General features: G+C 64.2%; 18 protein-coding genes. 6 read left to right on the top strand and 12 right to left on the bottom strand.

The window, feature by feature from the left end; genetic code table 11:
* The first annotated feature begins 50 nt into the window (after window positions 1-50).
* The gene (gene queG / locus WM94_RS04875; protein ID WP_061550601.1) at window positions 51-1,115 is read left to right on the top strand and encodes a tRNA epoxyqueuosine(34) reductase QueG; all 1,065 of its coding nucleotides are present in this window, start codon (window positions 51-53) and stop codon (window positions 1,113-1,115) included.
* 58 nt (window positions 1,116-1,173) lie between these two features.
* On the opposite strand, the gene WM94_RS04870 is transcribed toward queG, so the two are convergent.
* The gene (locus WM94_RS04870) at window positions 1,174-1,785 is read right to left on the bottom strand and encodes a trimeric intracellular cation channel family protein (RefSeq protein ID WP_013974442.1); all 612 of its coding nucleotides are present in this window, start codon (window positions 1,783-1,785) and stop codon (window positions 1,174-1,176) included.
* A gap of 100 nt (window positions 1,786-1,885) precedes the next feature.
* Window positions 1,886-2,428: an oligoribonuclease gene (gene orn / locus WM94_RS04865; RefSeq protein WP_003258152.1), complete on the bottom strand. Its 543-nt coding sequence runs from the start codon at window positions 2,426-2,428 to the stop codon at window positions 1,886-1,888.
* Window positions 2,429-2,571: 143 nt separating this feature from the next.
* Here orn and rsgA point away from each other — a divergent pair, with 143 nt between their 5' ends.
* Window positions 2,572-3,603, top strand: a complete 1,032-nt coding sequence (rsgA, locus tag WM94_RS04860) for a small ribosomal subunit biogenesis GTPase RsgA (RefSeq protein WP_013974444.1) — start codon at window positions 2,572-2,574, stop codon at window positions 3,601-3,603.
* Window positions 3,604-3,777: 174 nt separating this feature from the next.
* Here rsgA and motB read toward each other — a convergent pair whose 3' ends face one another.
* Window positions 3,778-4,791: a flagellar motor protein MotB gene (gene motB / locus WM94_RS04855; protein ID WP_013974445.1), complete on the bottom strand. Its 1,014-nt coding sequence runs from the start codon at window positions 4,789-4,791 to the stop codon at window positions 3,778-3,780.
* Window positions 4,792-4,794: 3 nt separating this feature from the next.
* The gene (gene motA / locus WM94_RS04850) at window positions 4,795-5,646 is read right to left on the bottom strand and encodes a flagellar motor stator protein MotA (RefSeq protein WP_015272014.1); all 852 of its coding nucleotides are present in this window, start codon (window positions 5,644-5,646) and stop codon (window positions 4,795-4,797) included.
* 130 nt (window positions 5,647-5,776) lie between these two features.
* On the opposite strand from motA, the gene WM94_RS04845 reads away from it, so the two are divergent.
* Genes WM94_RS04845 through asd form a run of 3 tightly spaced genes read left to right on the top strand, consistent with a single transcriptional unit; the run spans window position 5,777 to window position 9,039 of the window.
* Window positions 5,777-7,312, top strand: coding sequence for an HDOD domain-containing protein (locus WM94_RS04845; protein ID WP_061550600.1), 1,536 nt, complete (start codon window positions 5,777-5,779; stop codon window positions 7,310-7,312).
* Between the two features lie 44 nt (window positions 7,313-7,356).
* Window positions 7,357-8,166 (top strand): rhodanese-like domain-containing protein, encoded by an 810-nt coding sequence (locus WM94_RS04840; RefSeq protein WP_061550599.1) that lies wholly within the window; start codon window positions 7,357-7,359, stop codon window positions 8,164-8,166.
* Window positions 8,167-8,175: 9 nt separating this feature from the next.
* A complete protein-coding gene (gene asd, locus WM94_RS04835; protein WP_013974449.1) occupies window positions 8,176-9,039 on the top strand; it encodes an archaetidylserine decarboxylase in 864 nt (287 codons plus the stop codon).
* Window positions 9,040-9,171: 132 nt separating this feature from the next.
* Here the strand turns inward: asd and serB are convergent, their stop codons facing one another.
* Window positions 9,172-10,386: a phosphoserine phosphatase SerB gene (gene serB / locus WM94_RS04830; RefSeq protein WP_015272016.1), complete on the bottom strand. Its 1,215-nt coding sequence runs from the start codon at window positions 10,384-10,386 to the stop codon at window positions 9,172-9,174.
* A gap of 135 nt (window positions 10,387-10,521) precedes the next feature.
* Here serB and WM94_RS04825 point away from each other — a divergent pair, with 135 nt between their 5' ends.
* On the top strand, window positions 10,522-11,979 hold the full coding sequence (locus WM94_RS04825) for an AhpA/YtjB family protein (RefSeq protein WP_003258142.1): 1,458 nt from the start codon (window positions 10,522-10,524) through the stop codon (window positions 11,977-11,979).
* Between the two features lie 159 nt (window positions 11,980-12,138).
* Here WM94_RS04825 and WM94_RS04820 read toward each other — a convergent pair whose 3' ends face one another.
* The 7 genes from WM94_RS04820 to WM94_RS30605 all read right to left on the bottom strand — a co-directional run.
* Window positions 12,139-12,849, bottom strand: a complete 711-nt coding sequence (locus WM94_RS04820; protein WP_031324184.1) for a membrane integrity-associated transporter subunit PqiC — start codon at window positions 12,847-12,849, stop codon at window positions 12,139-12,141.
* Window positions 12,850-13,021: 172 nt separating this feature from the next.
* Window positions 13,022-15,280, bottom strand: coding sequence for a DNA topoisomerase IV subunit A (gene parC, locus WM94_RS04815; protein ID WP_061550598.1), 2,259 nt, complete (start codon window positions 15,278-15,280; stop codon window positions 13,022-13,024).
* Window positions 15,281-15,290: 10 nt separating this feature from the next.
* Window positions 15,291-15,809, bottom strand: coding sequence for a TIGR02281 family clan AA aspartic protease (locus WM94_RS04810; RefSeq protein ID WP_061550657.1), 519 nt, complete (start codon window positions 15,807-15,809; stop codon window positions 15,291-15,293).
* The gene (locus WM94_RS04805; RefSeq protein ID WP_061550597.1) at window positions 15,806-16,792 is read right to left on the bottom strand and encodes an esterase-like activity of phytase family protein; all 987 of its coding nucleotides are present in this window, start codon (window positions 16,790-16,792) and stop codon (window positions 15,806-15,808) included. The genes WM94_RS04810 and WM94_RS04805 overlap by 4 nt, the downstream gene beginning before the upstream one ends.
* Window positions 16,789-18,693, bottom strand: coding sequence for a DNA topoisomerase IV subunit B (gene parE, locus WM94_RS04800; RefSeq protein WP_061550596.1), 1,905 nt, complete (start codon window positions 18,691-18,693; stop codon window positions 16,789-16,791). The genes WM94_RS04805 and parE overlap by 4 nt, the downstream gene beginning before the upstream one ends.
* A 35-nt stretch (window positions 18,694-18,728) precedes the next feature.
* Window positions 18,729-19,337: a YqiA/YcfP family alpha/beta fold hydrolase gene (locus WM94_RS04795; RefSeq protein WP_061550595.1), complete on the bottom strand. Its 609-nt coding sequence runs from the start codon at window positions 19,335-19,337 to the stop codon at window positions 18,729-18,731.
* A 110-nt stretch (window positions 19,338-19,447) separates the two neighbouring features.
* Window positions 19,448-19,627: hypothetical protein (locus WM94_RS30605; protein WP_218188719.1), on the bottom strand; the 180-nt coding region annotated here is incomplete at its 5' end.

The following is a 19,627-nucleotide window of genomic DNA, read 5'->3' as shown; positions in this document are numbered from 1 at the left end:
AATGTCTGGCAGAATTATACGCACCTGAGCCCGTATTGCCTTGCCCATCCATGTCCGCCTGTACGCCTGACCTCGCCCAACTGGCCCAATCCATCAAGATTTGGGGCCAAGAACTCGGTTTTGCCCATGTTGGCATCGCCGGGGTAGACCTTGGCGAACACGAACACCACTTGCAGCGCTGGCTCGACGCCGGCTACCAGGGCGAGATGGATTACCTGGGTGCCCACGGCAGCAAGCGTGCACACCCAGAGCAACTGATCCCTGGCACGGTACGCGTGGTATCGCTGCGCATGGACTACCTGCCGGGCGACACACAGATGGCGCAGCGCCTGGCACAGCCCGAAAAAGCCTACGTATCGCGCTACGCCCTGGGCCGGGATTACCACAAGCTGGTGCGCAAGCGCGTGCAGTTCCTGGCCGATCGCATTCAGGAAGCCATCGGCCCGTTCGGCTACCGCGCCTTCGTCGACAGCGCTCCGGTGCTGGAAAAGGCCCTGGCCGAGCAGGCCGGGCTGGGCTGGATCGGCAAGAACACCCTGCTGCTCAACCGCAAGGCGGGCAGCTACTTCTTCCTCGCCGAGCTTTTCGTCGACCTGCCGCTGCCGGTGGACGAAGCCACCACGAGCGAACACTGCGGGCGCTGCCAGGCCTGCCTGGACATCTGCCCGACCCAGGCCTTCGTCGGGCCGTATGTGCTGGATGCACGGCGCTGCATCTCCTACCTGACCATCGAATTGCGGGGGCCGATCCCCGTCGAGTTGCGTTCGAAGATGGGCAACCGGGTGTTCGGTTGCGATGACTGCCAGATCGTCTGCCCGTGGAACCGCTTTGCCAGGCACAGCCAGGAGCAGGACTTCCAGCCACGGCACGGGCTGGAGAATGCCGAGCTGGCGGAGATGTTCCTGTGGGATGAAAGGACCTTCCTGCGCAAGACCGAAGGCGGGCCATTGCGCCGGGCCGGGTATGAGCGCTGGTTGCGCAACCTGGCGGTGGGGCTTGGCAATGCGCCATCGACAATCCCGGTGATCGAAGCGCTGAAGGCGCGGCGCGAGGATGCCTCGGAGCTGGTAAGGGAGCATGTGGAGTGGGCGCTGGCGCAGCACGGCGTTCGATAGCGACCCAGCCCCAGAGCTTGCGCCGCTCCCACAGAGGCCATGTTGTGCCGGAACTGCGTTACTGCTGGTCGTTGTAGTGGAACTTGGGCATTTCCCAATGGAACCGAATCGCCAGCAGCCGCACCAGGAACCCGCCAAACAAGGTCAGCAGCATCGCCTGCTCCGCCGGCACCTTGAAATACACGCAGCCCAGGTAGAACCAAGCCGCGGCAAACGACACGCTGGCGTACAGCTCGCGGCGGAACACCAAGGGAATGTCGTTGCAGAAGATATCCCGCAGGATCCCGCCGAATACCCCGGTGATCACCCCGCTGATCGACGCCACCAGCATGCCCTGCCCCATCTCCAGCGCGGTCATGCAGCCGATCAGGGTAAAGGCCACCAGCCCTAGGGCATCGAGCACCAGGAACAGCGAGCGCAGGCGGCGCATCATCGGCGCGATGAAAATGGTCAGCAGCGCCGCACAGCTGGTCAGCACCAGATATTCAGGATGCTTCACCCAGGTCAGCGGGTAATGCCCGAGAAGCACGTCACGCACCGAGCCGCCACCCAGGGCGGTGACGCAGGCAATCAGCACCACGCCGAACCAGTCCATGCCGCGGCGGCCTGCAGACAATGCGCCGGTCATGGCTTCGGCGGTGATGGCGATGAGGTAGAGCATCAACAACATGGTGCGGGGTCCGTGCGGGCGTGCGAGAAAGGCGCGCAGTCTAACCAGTTGCCCATGGCACCAAAAGAGGGCGCAGATACAATATCTGCGCCTTTTCGGCTCACACCTTGATGAAGTGCTCGCGATAGTGGCGCAGTTCGGCGATCGATTCGCGGATGTCGTCCAGCGCCAGGTGGGTGTTGCCCTTCTTGAAGCTGTCGCGCACATCAGGTGCCCAGCGTGCAGCCAGTTCCTTCAGGGTCGAAACATCGAGATTGCGGTAATGGAAGTAGTTTTCCAGGTTGCGCATGTGTCGGTACAGGAAACGGCGGTCCTGGCAGATGCTGTTGCCACAGATCGGGGACTTGCCTTTCGGTACCCACTGCTCGAGGAAGGCAATGGTCTGCGCCTCGGCCTCGGCCATGCCGACCTTGCTCTCGCGAACGCGCTGGGTCAGGCCCGAAGCGCCATGGGTGCGGGTGTTCCACTCGTCCATGCGCGCCAGCACTTCGTCACTGTGGTGGATGGCAATCACCGGCCCTTCGGCCAGGGTGTTCAGTTCGCTATCAGTGACGATGGTGGCCATCTCGATGATGACGTCGCTGTCCGGATCCAGGCCGGTCATTTCCAGGTCGATCCAGATCAGGTTCTGTGGGTTTTGCATGCGGGGGCTCCTCGTATAGGCCGTCATAGTAGCGTAGTGGCCAAGGCACGCCCATTCACGGTGCGAAGGTAAGCCAAATGGTCCGGCGCCTGGCGTGCTAAACTGCCTGCCGTTTTCAACCTGCCCCCACGCACGGAACCTTCATGGCCAAACGCCAGCTCAATCGCCGCCAGAACTGGCGCATCGAAAAAATCCAGAACGAGCGCGCCGCGCGTGCGGCCAAACGCGAACAGCACGTGCTGCAGGAACTGGAGGGTGGCGACCTTGGGCCAGAGCAACTGGGCCTGGTGATTGCGCACTTCGGTGTGCAGGTAGAAGTGGAAGCCCAGGACGGCGAAGCCGCGGGCCAGGTGTTCCGTTGCCACTTGCGCGCCAACCTGCCGGCGCTGGTTACCGGCGACCGCGTGGTATGGCGGGCGGGCAACCAGGGCATTGGTGTGATCGTCGCGCAGATGCCGCGCAGCACCGAGCTGTGCCGGCCTAACAACCACGGCCAGCTGAAGCCGGTGGCGGCCAACGTCGACCTGATCGTGATCGTCTTTGCCCCCGCGCCCGAACCGCACCCCAACCTGATCGACCGTTACCTGGTGGCCGCGGAGCACGCTGGCATTCGCCCGCTGCTGCTGCTGAACAAGGCCGACCTGATCAACGAAGAGAACGGCCCGGGCCTGCATGCGCTGCTGGAGGTTTACCGCGAGCTCGGCTACCCGCTGCTCGAGGTCTCGGCACATCACGGTGACGGCATGCAACGCCTGCAGCAGATGCTCGACGGCCACATCAGCGTGTTCGTCGGCCAGTCGGGGGTGGGCAAGTCGTCGCTGGTCAACAGCCTGCTGCCGGAGGCCGGCACCCGTGTCGGCGACCTGTCGGAATGGTCTGGCCAGGGTACCCACACCACCACCACCGCGCGGCTGTACCACTTCCCCAATGGTGGCGACCTGATCGACTCACCGGGCATCCGCGAGTTCGGCTTGGGTCACGTCAGCCGCAGTGATGTGGAGGATGGTTTCATCGAGTTCCGCGACCTGTTCGGCACCTGCCGCTTCCGCGACTGCAAGCATGATCGCGAACCGGGCTGCGCGCTGCTCAAGGCGCTGGACGAGGGGCGTATAAAGCAGCAACGGATGAACAGCTACCGCTCGATCATTGCCAGTTTGCCGGAAGACGCTTACTGACCGCTTGCACCCCAGGTTCTGCACAAGACTCGAGGGCTACGCCAATCCTGTGGGAGCGGGCGTGCCCGCGAAGCAGGCACCTCGGTGGTTGGCACGGGCTTCGCCCGTGTTAGCGGGCAAGCCCGCTCCCACAGGGTACGCGCTGGCTTCAGCTACAGCGCGATCCTGCAAGGTTTACTGGTCCTTGGCCTCATCCATCTTCAGCGTCCCCTCTTCGAAGATGTTCAGCTTCTGGCGCAATTCACGCGGCTGCATGGGGGCCTGCCCGGCCTCCCCTGGCGCCGCCGGTGCCGCAGCGGCCGGCGGCGCGGGCTCGGCAGCCGGTGCTTCCGGCGCGCCCTGCTCGCCTTCGATATTGCGCTGGGCTTTTTTGGTCAGCACGATGATGTCGATGCGGCGGTTGACCGGGTTGAACGGGTCCTTGCGGTCGAACAGCGACGACGAGGCATAACCCACCACCCGCGCCACCTGGCCATCCGGGTAGCCGCCGGCCACCAGTGCACGGCGCGCGGCGTTGGCGCGGTTGGCCGACAATTCCCAGTTGCCGAACTCGCCACTGCCGGCATAGGGCTTGGCGTCGGTGTGGCCACTGATGCTGATCTTGTTCGGCACCGCCTTGATGGTGTCGGCCATCGCCAGCAGGATGTCCTCGAAGTACGGCTGCAGGCGCGCGCTGCCAATGTCGAACATCGGCCGGTTCTCGGCGTCCATGATCTGGATGCGCAGGCCGTCCTGGGTGATCTCGAACAGGATCTGGTCCTTGAACTTCTGCAGTTGCGGGTTCTCTTCCACCTTGTTCTGCAGTTCCTGCAGCAGCAACTCCAGGCGCTCACGCTCGACCTGCTCGGCCATGGTCTCCACCTGGTCCTTGTCCAGCTGAATGCTGGTATCAGGCGTCGGCTCCGACTTGGCTTCGGGGTTGATGGTCTTTTCCGGCGCCAGCTGAGGCGAGCCGCCCAGGTCGATGACGTAGGGCGTTCCGCTTTCCGAGAAGCCGATCGGGTCCTTGAAGTAGCCGGCAATGGCGATCTTCTGTTCCGGGGTGGCCGTGGACAACAGCCACAGCACCAGGAAGAACGCCATCATCGCCGTGGCGAAGTCGGCGAAGGCGATTTTCCAGGCGCCGCCGTGGTGGCCGCCGCCAAAGCGCTTGACGCGCTTGACGATGATGGGCTGATTGTTCTCCATGACTCAGCGACCGCGAACCGCTTGTTCCAGTTCGGCGAAGCTTGGGCGGTGCTTGGGGTACAGCACCTTGCGCCCGAACTCGACCGCCAGCGAAGGCGGCATGCCCGAGGCCGAGGCCACCAGCGAAGCCTTGATCGATTCGTAGAGGTTCAGCTCTTCCTTGGCATCGTGCTCCAGGCACTTGGCCAACGGGCCGAAGAAGCCGTAGGCCGCCAGAATACCGAAGAAGGTACCCACCAGCGCCGCACCCACATGGAGGCCGATGGAGGCCTGGTCGCCATCGCCGAGCGAGGCCATGGTCACCACGATACCCAGTACCGCCGCAACGATACCGAAGCCGGGCATGCCGTCGGCGATGCCGGTCACCGCATGGGACGGGTGCTCCAGTTCTTCCTTCATGCTCAGCAGTTCCATGTCGAACAGGCCCTCGAGTTCGTGCGGGGCCATGTTGCCGGTGGACATGATGCGCAGATAGTCGCAGACGAACGCGGTCATGCGCTCATCGGCCAGCACCGTCGGGTACTTGGCGAAGATCGGGCTGGCGGCGGCATCCTCGATATCGGCCTCGATGGCCATCATGCCTTCGCGCCGGCTCTTGTTGAGAATTTCGTACACCAGGCCCAGCACTTCCAGGTAGAAGGCGTGAGTGAAGCGCGAGCCGAACATCTTCATCGACTTCTTGATGACGTGCATGGTCATGTGGCCAGGGTTGGCCTGCAGGAATGCACCAAAGGCCGCACCGCCGATGATCAGTACTTCGAACGGCTGGATCAGTGCCGCGATCTTGCCGTGGGAAAGCACGTATCCGCCGAGCACGCTCGCGAATACGACGATGATGCCGATAATTTTAGCCATAGGTTCAAAGCACTTGCTGTCGTGGTCAGGGGAAGAGACGGGAGCTTTAAAACTCTTCTTCTACTTATCGGCAGAACTGCGCCAGACTATAGCCACTCAATGCGAAAAGCCAGTTCGGACTGATGTCAAAATGCCAATTGAAACCAAGGTGCCCGCTCAGGCTCCACTTACGCTAGAGGCCTGGGTAAAGCTGCTCGAGAGTGTTCGCATCCCCGTGCCGAAGCACAGCTACGACCGGGTCATGGCCGCCATCCACGATAGCCGCCGCTCGCTGCGCGATATCGCCGAACTGATGCAGGATAGCCCGGCACTGGTGCTGTCGGTGATGCGCGAAGCCAATCACCCCACCAATGCCAGCCTGGCCGAGCCCGCCGAAAGCCTGGAAGTCGCCCTCAACCGCCTGGGCCTGGAGCGCAGCGAACAGCTGCTCAAGCGCCTGCCAGCAGTGCCCGTCGAAGAGATCCCGCCGGTACTGTGCCAGTTCCAGCTGATCAGCCAGCACGCCTCGCAGCAGGCCAACGGCCTGTTCGCCAGCCGCCTGGCACGGCTGTGGCAGGAAATCCACTGGGGCAGCCTGTTGTTCCTGTCGCCACTCTGGCCGCTGGCGCTGGCCTACCCCAAGCTGCTCGATACCTGGGAGCTGCGGGTTATCCACAAGGGCGAAGACGCCGCCCATGTCGAGGAAGAACTGTTTGGCGTGCGCATCATGGAGCTGTGCCAGACCATGGCGGAGTACTGGCGCCTGCCACAATGGGTGACCCAGGGTTACCGCCTGCTGCTGGAAGAGCGCGAACAACTGGCCCAGGTGCTCAGTATCGCCCGCGACCCGGACCTGCTCAGCCAGCAACACCGCCTGGACGCCGAGCCTGGCCTGCGCCGCTGGTTCAACCAGCCGGCCAACACCGTGCTGCTGGCAAACAACCTGGCCCTGGCGGCACAAGTGGGCTGGGACAACCCGCACCTGTTGCGCTGGCAGCTGCTGACCGCACTGTACCTGCAGACCTCGCTGGACGACGTGCAGCAGCAGGTGCACCAGCAGGCTGCGGCCAGCGCCCGCCGCCATGCCCAGCATGCCTTGTTCCACCCGGCCGAAGCGCTGATCTGGCCCTGGCACCAGCGCCGTCCGCACCCAGACATGCTGGCTCCGCCACCTCCCACAAGCGACGAACTGGCGCGCTGGCGCAAGCTGTGCCAAGACCTTCTGGCCCAGCCCAGCCCGTTCACCAACAGCGTGCACCTGGCCACGCAGGTTATCGAGGCCCTTCTGGCCTCTGGCATGCAGCGGATACTGCTGCTGAGCCTGGACAAGGCCAACGACCAGCTGCGCGTGCAGCAGATGGCCGGCCTGCCCAAGGAAGCCGCAGCGCTGGTACTGCCGGTGGCGCAGAACAAACTGCTGCAAAAGCTGCTGGCCAAGGCCGGGCAATTGCGTATCACCCCGGAAAACCACAGCCAGTTCTCGGCCCTGCTGCCGGCCCCGCTGCGTGCCCTGTTCCGCAGCGAGCACGTGCTGCTACGCTCGCTGGCGGTGACGGACCAGGTGCTGATGCTGATGGTGGCAGACCAAGGCTGCCGGCCGCTGGCCGATATCAGCGTGCAAGCCTTCGGCAAGACCGCACAGTGCACCGAACGGGCGCTATCGGTGTTTGCCAACCGCAAGGCCTGAGCCTTGCGCTACAATCGCCCCTCTTTCCACACTGGAGACCGTGGATGACTGACTTTTCCGGCCTGCCCCTGGTGATCGAAGCCGCGGACCTGCTGCCGCGCCTGGATTCGCCACAGCTGATCCTGGTCGACCTGAGCAGCGCCAACCGCTATGTCAGCGGGCATATCCCCGGCGCACGCTTTGTCGAAGGCAAGCGTACTCAGCTCGGCCAGCCGCCTGCGCCCGGCTTGCTGCCGGCCCAGGCCGATCTGGAGAAGCTGTTCAGTGAACTCGGCCACCGCGAGGATGCGGTGTATGTGGTGTACGACGATGAAGGTGGCGGCTGGGCCGGGCGCTTCATCTGGCTGCTCGATGTGATCGGGCACAAGCGCTATCACTACCTGAACGGCGGCATCCAGGCTTGGCCGGCCGACAAGCTCTCCACCGAAGCGCCCGCCAGAGCTAATTCCCCCGTGCAGCTGCGCATCGACACGGCACCCACAGCCACCCGAGAGTACCTGCAAAGCCGCCTGGGCGCGGAAGATCTGGTCATCTGGGATGCTCGTGGCCCGCAGGAATTCCGCGGCGAGAAAGTACTGGCAGCCAGGGGCGGCCACATTCCCGGCGCGATCAACTTCGAGTGGACGTCCGGCATGGACCTCAATGACCACCTGCGCATACGCACGGACATCGCCGAAGTTCTGCAGAAACTGGGCATCACTCCTGACAAGGAAGTCATTACCCACTGCCAATCCCACCGTCGCTCCGGTTTCACCTACCTGGTGGCCAAGGCCCTCGGCTATCCACGGGTCAAGGCCTACGCCGGCTCGTGGAGCGAATGGGGCAACCACCCGGACACGCCTGTAGAAGTCTAAGGAACCTGCATGAAATCCCGTTTGTTCATCATCAGCCAGTACCTGCTGCCGCACCACTTGCTGTCGCGGCTGGCCGGCTGCATAGCCGAGTGCCGCGTGCGCTGGTTCAAGAATGCCTTCACCGCCTGGTTCGCCAAGCGTTACCAGGTCAACATGAGCGAAGCGCTGGTCGAGGACCTGAGCGCCTACGAGCACTTCAATGCATTCTTCACCCGCGCCCTGAAGCCGGGTGCCCGCCCGCTGGACGAGACTCCGGGCGCCATCCTTTGCCCGGCCGACGGTGCCGTCAGCCAGCTTGGCCCGATCGAGCACGGCCGCATCTTCCAGGCCAAGGGCCACGGTTTCAGCGCGCAGGAGCTGCTGGGCGGTGACCCGGCCATGGCCGCGCCGTTCATGGGCGGCGAGTTCGCCACCATCTACCTGTCGCCCAAGGACTACCACCGCGTGCACATGCCGCTGGCCGGTACCCTGCGTGAAATGGTCTACGTGCCGGGCCGCCTGTTCTCGGTCAACCAGACCACCGCAGAGAACGTCCCCGAGCTGTTCGCCCGCAACGAGCGCGTGGTCTGTCTGTTCGATACCGAGCGCGGGCCGATGGCCGTGGTGCTGGTGGGCGCGATGATCGTCGCTTCGATCGAAACCGTGTGGGCCGGGCTGGTGACGCCACCCAAGCGTGAACTGAAGACCTTCCGCTACGACGAAGCCAGCCGCGCGCCGATCCACTTGGAGAAAGGTGCCGAACTAGGCCGCTTCAAGCTGGGGTCGACTGCTATCGTGCTGTTCGGGCCGGAGCAGGTGAAGTGGGCGGAGAACCTGGGGGCTGGTTCCGCGGTGCGCATGGGCCAGCAGTTGGCGGCGCCTGTGCAGGCTTGATTGCCTGATGGAACCTGGGTCCGCTTTGCGGCCCTTTCGCGACACAAGGCCGCTCCCACAGGAGATATGCGATTCCCTGTAGGAGCGGCCTTGTGTCGCGAAAGGGCTGCGAAGCAGCCCCAAATTTGCAGATCAGCCGCGCGCGTCGCGGTCACGCAGGCCCAGCAGATACAACACCCCATCCAGCCCCAGGGTAGAAATCGCCTGCTTGGCCGACTGGCGCACCAGCGGCTTGGCGCGGAACGCCACGCCCAGGCCGGCCAGCGACAACATCGGCAGGTCGTTGGCACCGTCACCAACGGCAATGGTCTGCTCCAGCTGCAAGCCTTCTTCGCTGGCCAGCTTCTGCAGCAGCTCGGCCTTGCGCTGGGCATCGACGATCGGCTCCACAGCCACGCCGGTCACCTTGCCATCGACCACTTCCAGCTCGTTGGCGAACACATAGTCGATGCCCAGGCGCGCCTGCACCTGGCGGGCAAAGTAAGTGAAGCCACCGGACAGGATCGCGGTCTTGTAACCCAGGCGCTTGAGCTCGGCAAACAGGTTCTCGGCACCTTCAGTCAGACGCAGCGACGCCCCGATCTCATCCAACACGCCCACATCCAGGCCCTTGAGCAGCGCCATGCGCTCCTTGAAGCTGGCGCGGAAGTCCAGCTCGCCGCGCATGGCGCGCTCGGTGATGGCGGCAACCTGCTCACCCACGCCAGCGGCCTTTGCCAGTTCGTCGATGACCTCGGCTTCGATCAGCGTCGAGTCCATGTCGAAGACCGCCAGGCGACGGTTGCGGCGGAACAGGTCGTCCTTCTGGAAGGCAATGTCGATGCTCAGCTCTTCGGCCAGGGCGAAGAAGTCGGCACGCAGAGCCTCGGCATCGCTCGGCACGCCGCGCACAGAGATCTCGATGGCCGCCTTGCCCTTGTCGGTCTCGGCATCCAGCGCCACACGGGCCGACAGGCGCTCGATGCGCTCGATGGTCAGGCCGTACCGGCTGATCACCGCACTCACCCGCTGCAGTTGCTCTGGAGTAATCTTGCGGCTGAGCAAGGTGACGATGTGGCGCGCCTCGCCCTGGCCATCGGCCCAGTGCTGGTAGTCCGCCTCGGAAATCGGCGTGTAGCGGGCCTGCAGGTTCAGCTCGTGGGCCTTGGCCTGCACGCTCTGCAGCAGGGAGGTGGCCACTTCGTTGTCCGGGATATCGACCAGGATGCCGAACGACAAGGTACCGTGCATGACTGCCAGGCCAATGTCGAGGATGCTCACACCGCCCTGCAGCAGGACGCCGGTGATAGCCGCAGTGAGACCGGGACGGTCCTCACCGGTGATGTTGATCAGGACGATTTCGCGCACAACCTGGCTCCGACTTCGATGAAAAATGCGCATTCTACCGATTTTCCGTGACCGTCGGGCGCCAACGATACTTTGCCGACAAAACCCGGCTCGCTATACTGCCCCACACTTTCATGCCATTAAGAGCCGAGCTCAGTGAACCGGCCCACGCCCGTCAAAGCAGACAACTTCTTCCTGATGATCTATCGCGCCCTGAGTCAACGTCGCGTGCCGCTGGCACTACGCATCGCCTGCACCAACATTTTCCTGGTGGCGCTGGCGTTGGTGATCTACGCCTGCGTGATGGGCCTGCAGTTCAAGCAGGCCATGCACGAGCAGGCCGATGCCCTGGGCCAGAGCCTGACCACCCAGACCGCCACCTCGGCGACCGAGTTGCTGGTGGCCAACGACATCCTCAGCCTCAACGTTCTGCTCGGCAACCTGGTGAAAAACCCACTGGTGGCCCATGCGGCGATCTACAGCGTGGACAACCGCATCCTCGCGGAAGCCGGCCAGCGCCCGCGCAACAGCCTGCTGGGCGAGGCCGAAGGCCTGTACCAGACCAAGATCACCTTCCAGGACGTGACCGCCGGGCAACTGCGCATCAGCCTGGACATGAGCCAGTTCCAGCAGCCGATGCTGATCAGTCTGCAGAGCATGGGCATCCTTGCCGCCATCCTGCTGGTGTTGGCGCTGACCCTGAGCCTGCGCCAGGGCCGCTTCATCACCCTGCCGTTGCTGCAGCTGCGGGTGTGGCTGCGCGACCCGCAACCCTATACCCCGGCCACCGACCGCCAGGACGAGATCGGCGACATCGCCCGCCAGCTGCACGCGCGCCTGGCCCCGCCGCCGCCACCTGAGCCGGAGCCCGAAGAAGAAGAAGACGAGCAGTTCGACGACCTGCACGACGCTGCCCCGGCAGCCAAGGTCGCACCGCGCGCCAAGCTTGCCGCCCAGGCGGACGAGGATGACGATGAAGCCTTCGCCGGCCTGCTGGACGACGAAAGCGCGCCCAAGGCCGCCGTGGTCGAATCCGACGAGCCGCAGTACAGCGCCGTGCTTGCCGTGCAACTGGGCTCGCAGGAGCAGCTGCGTCGCCTGCCGCGCACGCGCCTGACCGAACTGACCGAGCGCTACCGCGATTGCCTGGAACATGCCGCCTCACTCTACGACGGTGAAACTCACACGCTCAACGACGGCAGCACCCTGGTGCTGTTCCACAGCCGCGACTGCGGCGAGGACTACCTGACCAACGCCATCTGCTGCGGCGAGCTGTTGCGCGCCTTGGGCCATGCCCTGCAGATCGAGGTAGCGGACAGCGGCATTACCCTGCAGCTGCAGCTGGGCCTTGCCCTGGGTAACGACCTGCAAGGGCTGGAGCTGGTAGACCTGCTGATGGCCGAAAAGGCCCAGGACGCTCTGGCACTGTCGCAGCACAGTCGCAACTTGTTGCTGGTAGAACGGCAGATCAGCGATGACACGCTGATTCGCCAGCGCGCCCGCATTCGCCCGATTGCCAGCCCTGAGGGCGCCTGCTGCGTGGAGCGCCTGATGGAGCCCTACCCGTCGATGCTGGAGCGGCAGTTGGCGCGGATGCACGAACGCCGGGCCTGATACCGGGCTGGCTTCTTCGCGGGTAAACCCGCTCCCACAGGGCCTGCACCAACCTGTGGGAGCGGGCTCACCCGCGAAGAGACCAGCACATACAGTACAAAAACTGCAGATACGAAAAAGCCCGCAATGATGCGGGCTTTTTCGTATCTGGCAGTTAGATCAGAACCGGTAGACTTCCATATCGGTTCGAATCGGCGCAGCCATCGGGATCTTGGATTTCTCAGGCGTCTTCTTCACCTGCACCGGAGCAGCCGATTTTTTAGGCGACTCTTCGGCAATCGCCGGCTGGTTAGCCAGAGGCTTGACCGCTGTGCTCAGCTGTTCGGCCAGTTTCTGAAGCAACTGGCCCTGGGCCTGCACCTGCGACGCCTCGCTGCCCGCGTGTGGCTGTTCGAGGTGAACGATGCGGTTGTCACGCACATGGCCACGGCGGTCCAACAGGCGCCACTGGGCATCCAGGACGGCCGGCTGGTCCTTGCCCGAGTCCAGGCGAGTGATCGACAGCAGCACTTGTACATCCGGGTTGAACCCGGCAGCCGCCGGGGCCAGCACCACGCGCTGGCTGTCCAGGCGCCAGGCGAGCTGGCGCACCAGCAGCTGGTCGATATCCGACGAAAGGCTGCCGGCCCAACGACCGTCGGTCGCCGAACTCAGGCTGCCATCGGCCTGACGCTGCAGGAACGTCTCACGTTGCAGGTAATCGGCAACCGATACCGGGCCGAGCACCACGGCCATGCCCGCACTCTGCGAAGGCTGGCCAGGATCACCACTGTCGAGCTGGTACAGGGCAACCGGCTGGTGCATGGTGCACCCGCCAAGGCCCAGCAGGCCAGTCATCAACAGCGCAAATGGAAGGCGCAGAAATTTCATCATCCCATCCAGGCGGTCGCCAAAAGGCCAACCGCAGTGATACACATAAATTCAAACGGGCACACGGCCACGCCGGCACCGCAAGGGCCATATCATCCGCGAAATAACCGTCCGACTCCAGCATTTCTGCCCGGAACGACGCTGAAATTGCCGTTCCAGACATTTCAACCGGTTACGCCGGCACTTCCACCTGCAACCCATCGACCCGCTGGAACCCGCGTGGCAGCTTGCTGCCGCGCCGTCCGCGCTCGCCCTTGTAATGCTCCAGGTCGTCCGCTTTCAGAGATAGGGTACGCTTGCCGGCTTGCAATACAAGCGTCGCGCCATCTGCAATCACGGCCAGATCGGTAACAAATTCTTCACGGCTCGCCACCCGGTCGCCCGGCACCCCGATAATCTTGTTGCCCTTGCCTTTGCCCAACTGAGGGAGGTCGCTGACCTTGAATACCAGCAGACGGCCTTCGGTGGTAACCGCCGCCAGCCAGTCCTGCTCGCGGTTGGCCACCGGCCGCGGGGTCATGACCTTGGCACCGTTGGGCAGGCTGAGCAAGCCCTTGCCGGCCTTGTTCTTGGCCTGCAGGTCTTCACCCTTGACCACGAAGCCATAGCCGGCGTCCGAAGCCACCACGTACAGCGCATCGTCGTCCGGCAACAGAACGCACTCGAAGGTGGCCCCCGGTGGGGGCGTCAGGCGGCCGGTCAGCGGTTCGCCCTGACCACGCGCCGACGGCAGGCTGTGAGCGGCCAGCGAGTAGCTGCGGCCAGTGGAGTCGATAAGCACGGCAAATTGGTTGGAGCGCCCGGCGGCTGCGGCCTTGAAGCCATCGCCGGCCTTGTACGACAGGCCGGTGGCATCAATGTCGTGGCCCTTGGCGCAGCGCACCCAGCCCTTCTCCGACAGCACAACGGTAACCGGCTCGGTCGGCATCAGCTCGTTTTCCGACAGCGCCTTGGCCTCGGCACGCTCGACGATCGGCGAGCGGCGGTCGTCGCCATAGGTTTCAGCATCCTTGATCAGCTCGCTGCGTACCAGCTTGCGCAGCTTGGCATCGCTGCCCAGCAGGGCGAGCAGCTTGGCCTGCTCCTTCAGCAATTCATCCTGCTCGCCGCGGATCTTCATCTCTTCCAGGCGTGCCAGCTGCCGCAGGCGGGTCTCGAGAATGTAGTCGGCCTGGATTTCGGTCAGGTCGAAACGGGCGATCAGGGCCTGCTTGGGCTGGTCTTCGGTACGGATGATGTGGATAACTTCATCCAGGTTGAGGAACGCGGTCAGCAAGCCTTCCAACAGGTGCAGGCGCTTCTCCACCTTGTCCAGGCGGTGCTGCAGGCGGCGACGGACGGTAGCGGTACGGAACTCCAGCCATTCCAGCAGCAGCGCTCGCAGGTTCTTCAGCTGTGGCCGGCCGTCCAGGCCGATGATGTTGACGTTGACCCGGTAGCTGCTCTCCAGGTCGGTCGTGGCAAACAGGTGCTGCATCAGCTCATCGGTATCCACACGGTTGGAGCGCGGGATGATGACGATGCGGCACGGGTTCTCGTGGTCCGACTCGTCACGCAGGTCGGCGACCATAGGTAGCTTCTTGGCCTGCATCTGCGCAGCGATCTGCTCCAGCACCTTGGCCCCGGAGACCTGGTGCGGCAGCGCGGTGACGACGATGTCGCCATCCTCGACGCGGTAGACGGCGCGCATACGGATGGAGCCGCGACCGCTTTCGTACATCTTGAGGATTTCTGCCCGCGGCGTGACGATCTCGGCCTCGGTCGGGTAGTCCGGCCCCTGGATGTGCTCGCACAGCTGCTCGATGGTGGCCTTGGGCTCGTCGAGCAGGCGCACACAGGCCGTGGCCACTTCACGCAGGTTGTGCGGCGGTACGTCAGTGGCCATGCCAACGGCGATACCAGTGGTGCCGTTGAGCAGGATGTTGGGCAGGCGCGCAGGCAGCACGGCCGGCTCCTGCAGGGTGCCGTCGAAGTTGGGCACCCAGTCCACGGTGCCCTGGCCGACTTCGCTGAGCAGCACTTCGGCGTAGCGCGAAAGACGCGCTTCGGTATAACGCATGGCGGCGAACGACTTCGGATCGTCTGGCGCACCCCAGTTGCCCTGGCCGTCGACCAGGGTATAGCGGTAGCTGAACGGCTGGGCCATCAGCACCATGGCTTCGTAGCAGGCCGAGTCGCCGTGGGGGTGGAACTTGCCGAGTACGTCACCGACGGTACGCGCCGACTTCTTGTGCTTGGCATCGGCATCGAGCCCCAACTCGCTCATGGCGTAGACGATGCGTCGCTGCACCGGCTTCAGGCCATCGCCGATGTGCGGCAAGGCGCGGTCCATGATCACGTACATGGAGTAGTTGAGGTAGGCCTGTTCGGTGAAGTCAGCCAGCGAGCGGCGTTCTACGCCATCCAGGCTGAGTTCCAGTGAGTCGCTCATGCGGGCCTCGTCATTTCAGGTTCTGGCGCAGCAGCATGGTGCCGCCGCGCTGGGTAAATTCAAGTTGTTTCAGGGCACTCATGCCCAGCAATACGGTCTGCCCGTCCAGGCCCGGCACCACGATGGCGCGCACGTCCTGCAGGCGGATATCCCCCAGCTGCAGGCTGGTCAGGCGCGTGCGGTAGCCTTCGGTACGGCCGTTGGCGGTACTGAGCTGCACCGGGCTGCCACGCTCCAGGCCCAGCTCGCGGCCCAGCGCCTCGGGGATGGCCACGTCGGTAGCACCTGTGTCGAGCATGAAATGCACCACCTGGCCGTTGATTGCGCCATCCATCACGAAGTGGCCCTGGCCGTTGCCCAGCAGGCGCACCTCGATAAAGCCTTCGCCATGCGACGACTGCACCTGGGCATTGGGGTTGCGCTGGCTGTCTTCCCATTGGCCGAAAAAACGCGTGGCAAGGAACAGCGCCGCCGCCCAGGCGACGATCATCAATACCTTGCCAGCCCGCTTGCCCGGTGCCTGGCTCATGGCTTGGCGCTCCATCCGCCTTCCGGCGCATCGAAGCGCCAGACGATCGGGCGTGCTTCGCCATCGGCGCGGGCGCCGTTGTTGTTGTCCACGCCTATCCAGGCGCCCTTGGCATCGATCACCAGGGCCTCGGCCAGACCGAACGGCTGCTGGTAGCGACGCGACTCGACCAAGGCATCGGCAGCGAACGACCAGCAGCGCTCGACCATGCCGCTGTCGGTATCCCGACGACAGACGCGGTAGGCATTGCGTTCGAGAGTGAACAGCTTGCCTTCGAACCAGGCCAGGTCGGAGAAGTCGCGCGACAGTGCCTGGGCATTGGGCATCTGTGCCGGTTGCATTTCGACCCCGGCCTCGCTCAGCAACACGCAGCTGCGGCCGCAGGTCCACACCGACTGCTGGCGCTCGATGGCCACCAGGCCACGGCGCTCGCGCTCGGCGGCCAGCCACAGGCGGTCACCCGCCGGGTTGATCGCCAGGCCTTCGAACAAGGCGTTGAAGTTCAGCAGCATGCCGCTGGCCCGGGCCTGACGAACCATGGCCGGGTCGATCTTCAACCAGTCCGCCTCGCCTTCCAGCGGCAGTTGCAGCACAGCGGCATGAGCTTCGCTGACCAGGTACAGGTTGCCCGCCTGGTCACAGCTGATGCCTTCGAAATCCAGCTCGCCACCACGAATATACGACGCCGCCCAGTTGCGCGACTTCAGGCCCCACGGCAGGCCACTTTCCGGCACCGCTGGCGGGATGAAGGTGAGCGGCTGCGCGCGCCAGGTCGGGTTTTGCTGGTCGAAGCGGTAGATGCGGTCGTCGTCGCGGTCGGATACGCCCCACAGCCCGCCCCGGCATTCCACCAGGCCAGACAGGTTGCCACCGCGCATGCCTTCGATCGGGTGCTCGGCGCTCAGCTTCAACTCTGGCCAGTTGCCCGCCAGGCTCGGCAGGGCAACCAGCGCCAGGCAGGCAGCCAGAAGCCGCCGAATCAAACCATGACCTCGGCCAGGTTGCCCTTGGTTTCCAGCCAGCTCTTGCGGTCGCCCGCGCGCTTCTTGGCCAGCAGCTTGTCCATCAGCTCGCAGGTGGCCTGCACGTCGTCCAGGGTCAGTTGCACCAGGCGCCGGGTATTCGGGTCCATGGTGGTCTCGCGCAGCTGTGGCGGGTTCATCTCGCCCAGGCCCTTGAAGCGGGTGACCTGTGGCTTGCCGCGCTTCTTCTCGGCAACCAGACGATCGAGGATACCGTCACGCTCGGCCTCGTCGAGGGCGTAGTAGATTTCCTTGCCCAGGTCGATGCGGTACAGCGGCGGCATGGCCACGTACACATGCCCGGCCTCGACCAGGGCGCGGAAGTGCTGGACAAACAGTGCGCACAGCAGCGTGGCGATGTGCAGGCCGTCGGAGTCGGCGTCGGCGAGGATGCAGATCTTGCCGTAGCGCAGCTGCGCAAGGTCGGTGGCCCCCGGGTCGACGCCAATGGCCACGGCGATGTTGTGCACTTCCTGGCTGGCCAGTACTTCGCCACCATCCACTTCCCAAGTGTTGAGGATCTTGCCACGCAGCGGCAGGATCGCCTGGAATTCCTTGTCGCGAGCCTGCTTGGCCGAGCCACCGGCCGAGTCACCCTCGACCAGGAACAGTTCGGCGCGCATCGGGTCCTGGCCGGCGCAATCGGCCAGTTTGCCGGGAAGTGCCGGGCCCTGGGTTATGCGCTTGCGCTCGACCTTCTTGCTGGCCTTCAGGCGGCGCCCGGCGTTGCTGATGGCCAGCTCCGCCAGTTGCATGCCCAGCTCGGGGTGGGCGTTGAGCCACAGGCTGAACGCGTCCTTGACCACGCCGGAAACGAAGGCAGCCGCCTCGCGCGACGACAGGCGCTCCTTGGTCTGCCCGGAGAACTGCGGGTCCTGCATCTTCATCGACAGCACGAAGGTGATGCGCTCCCAGACGTCTTCCGGCGCCAGCTTCACGCCGCGCGGCAGCAGGTTGCGGAACTCGCAGAATTCACGCATGGCATCCAGCAGGCCCTGGCGCAGGCCGTTGACATGGGTGCCGCCCTGGGCGGTAGGGATCAGGTTGACGTAGCTTTCCTGGATGCTGTCGCCGCCTTCGGGCAGCCACAGCAAGGCCCAGTCCACCGCCTCCTTGTTACCGGCCAGGCTGCCGCAGAACGGCTCGTCGGGCAGGCGCTGGAACTCGTTTACCGAGTCGACCAGGTAGGAGCGCAGGCCGTCCTCGTAGTGCCATTCGACTTTCTCGCCGCTGGCCTTGTCCTCGAAGCTGACCAGCAGGCCCGGGCACAGCACGGCCTTGGCCTTGAGCACATGCTTGAGGCGGCTGATGGAGAATTTCGGCGAATCGAAGTACTTGGGGTCGGGGCTGAAGTACACGCTGGTGCCGGTATTGCGCTTGCCAACCGTGCCGACCAATTCCAGCTCGCTGGCCTTGAAGCCATCGGCGAAAGTCATCTGGTATTCGTTGCCGTCACGTTTTACGCGCACGCGCACCTGGGTCGACAGGGCGTTGACCACAGAGATGCCCACGCCGTGAAGGCCACCGGAGAACTGATAGTTCTTGTTGGAGAACTTGCCGCCGGCGTGCAGCTTGGTGAGGATCAGCTCGACCCCGGACACGCCCTCTTCCGGGTGGATGTCCACCGGCATGCCGCGGCCATCATCGCTGACTTCCAGCGAGTGGTCGGCATGGAGAATGACCTGCACCGAACGGGCGTGACCGGCCAGGGCTTCGTCGACACTGTTGTCGATGACTTCCTGGGCCAGGTGGTTGGGGCGGCTGGTATCGGTGTACATGCCCGGCCGCTTGCGGACCGGGTCAAGGCCCGAGAGGACTTCGATGGCGTCTGCGTTATAGGCGCTAGCGCTGGGAGTGGCCATAGGGTCTCGTCGTCAGTCTGGTGAATGCAAAAAAGTCAAAATACAGAAAAATCGAGCGCTGCGTACTGCCCACGGGCAATGCCGGCGAAGGCCAGCAGTGCCGGCAGGCGCTCGGCGAAGCCCTGGAAGCTATGGTCGCCACCGGCCTGGATGCGCAGGGCACAAGCACGGTAATAGCGCTCGGCATGGCGATAGTCCAGGGTTTCATCGGCGGTCTGCAGCCACACTTGATAGCGGCTGGCATCCACCGGGGCTGGTACCTCAAGCTCGGCCAGGGCCTGCACATGATCGTGGGTCAGCTCCCACGCTTCACCGGTGTAGTGATTGTGCTGGGTGCCCAGGTAGCCGTCGAAATGCTTGTGCGGTGTTACCGCCGGGTTCACCAGCAAGGCCTTGAGGCCGTGGCGCTCGGCCAGATAGGTGGCATAGTAGCCGCCGAGCGAACTACCTACCAACAATGGTGCGCCCAGTTCGGCGATGGCCGCTTCGAGCTGGGCGATGGCCTGCCGTGGGTGGTGGTGCAAGGCGGGCACCCGCAGTCGGGCCGACAGGCCCAGTTGCTGCATCACGGCCTCGAGTTGGCGCGCCTTGGTCGAAAGTGGCGAGCTGTTGAAGCCATGGATATAGAGGATGGAACCCGACATGCTGCCCCCGGAATCTGTGGCTTCGCGCCCGGTGATATGGGCGCAGGGACGCGCAGTGTAGCGCGTTCGCCGGGTTTTGGCGCCGCACAGGGGTTTTAGCAACAAATTCTTCAACAGCTTTGAGAGTGCCGGGGGCGCTTTGCGCCCCTATCGCGACACAAGGCCGCTCTCATCAAACAAAATGCAACCCGCTGTTTTTTAAGCACCTTAGGCTGCCACCAATTGATATCCCAGCTTTCGGGCTTTGCGAAGCAAAGCCCGAAGCTGTCGGTCTTGGCTTTTGGCTTCGA

Origin of the sequence: Pseudomonas sp. ABFPK, assembly GCF_001586765.1 — a bacterium.
Classification (GTDB): domain Bacteria; phylum Pseudomonadota; class Gammaproteobacteria; order Pseudomonadales; family Pseudomonadaceae; genus Aquipseudomonas; species Aquipseudomonas asiatica.
Note: the sequence above shows the minus strand (reverse complement) of the source record. Positions and strands in the feature narration are given on the sequence as shown.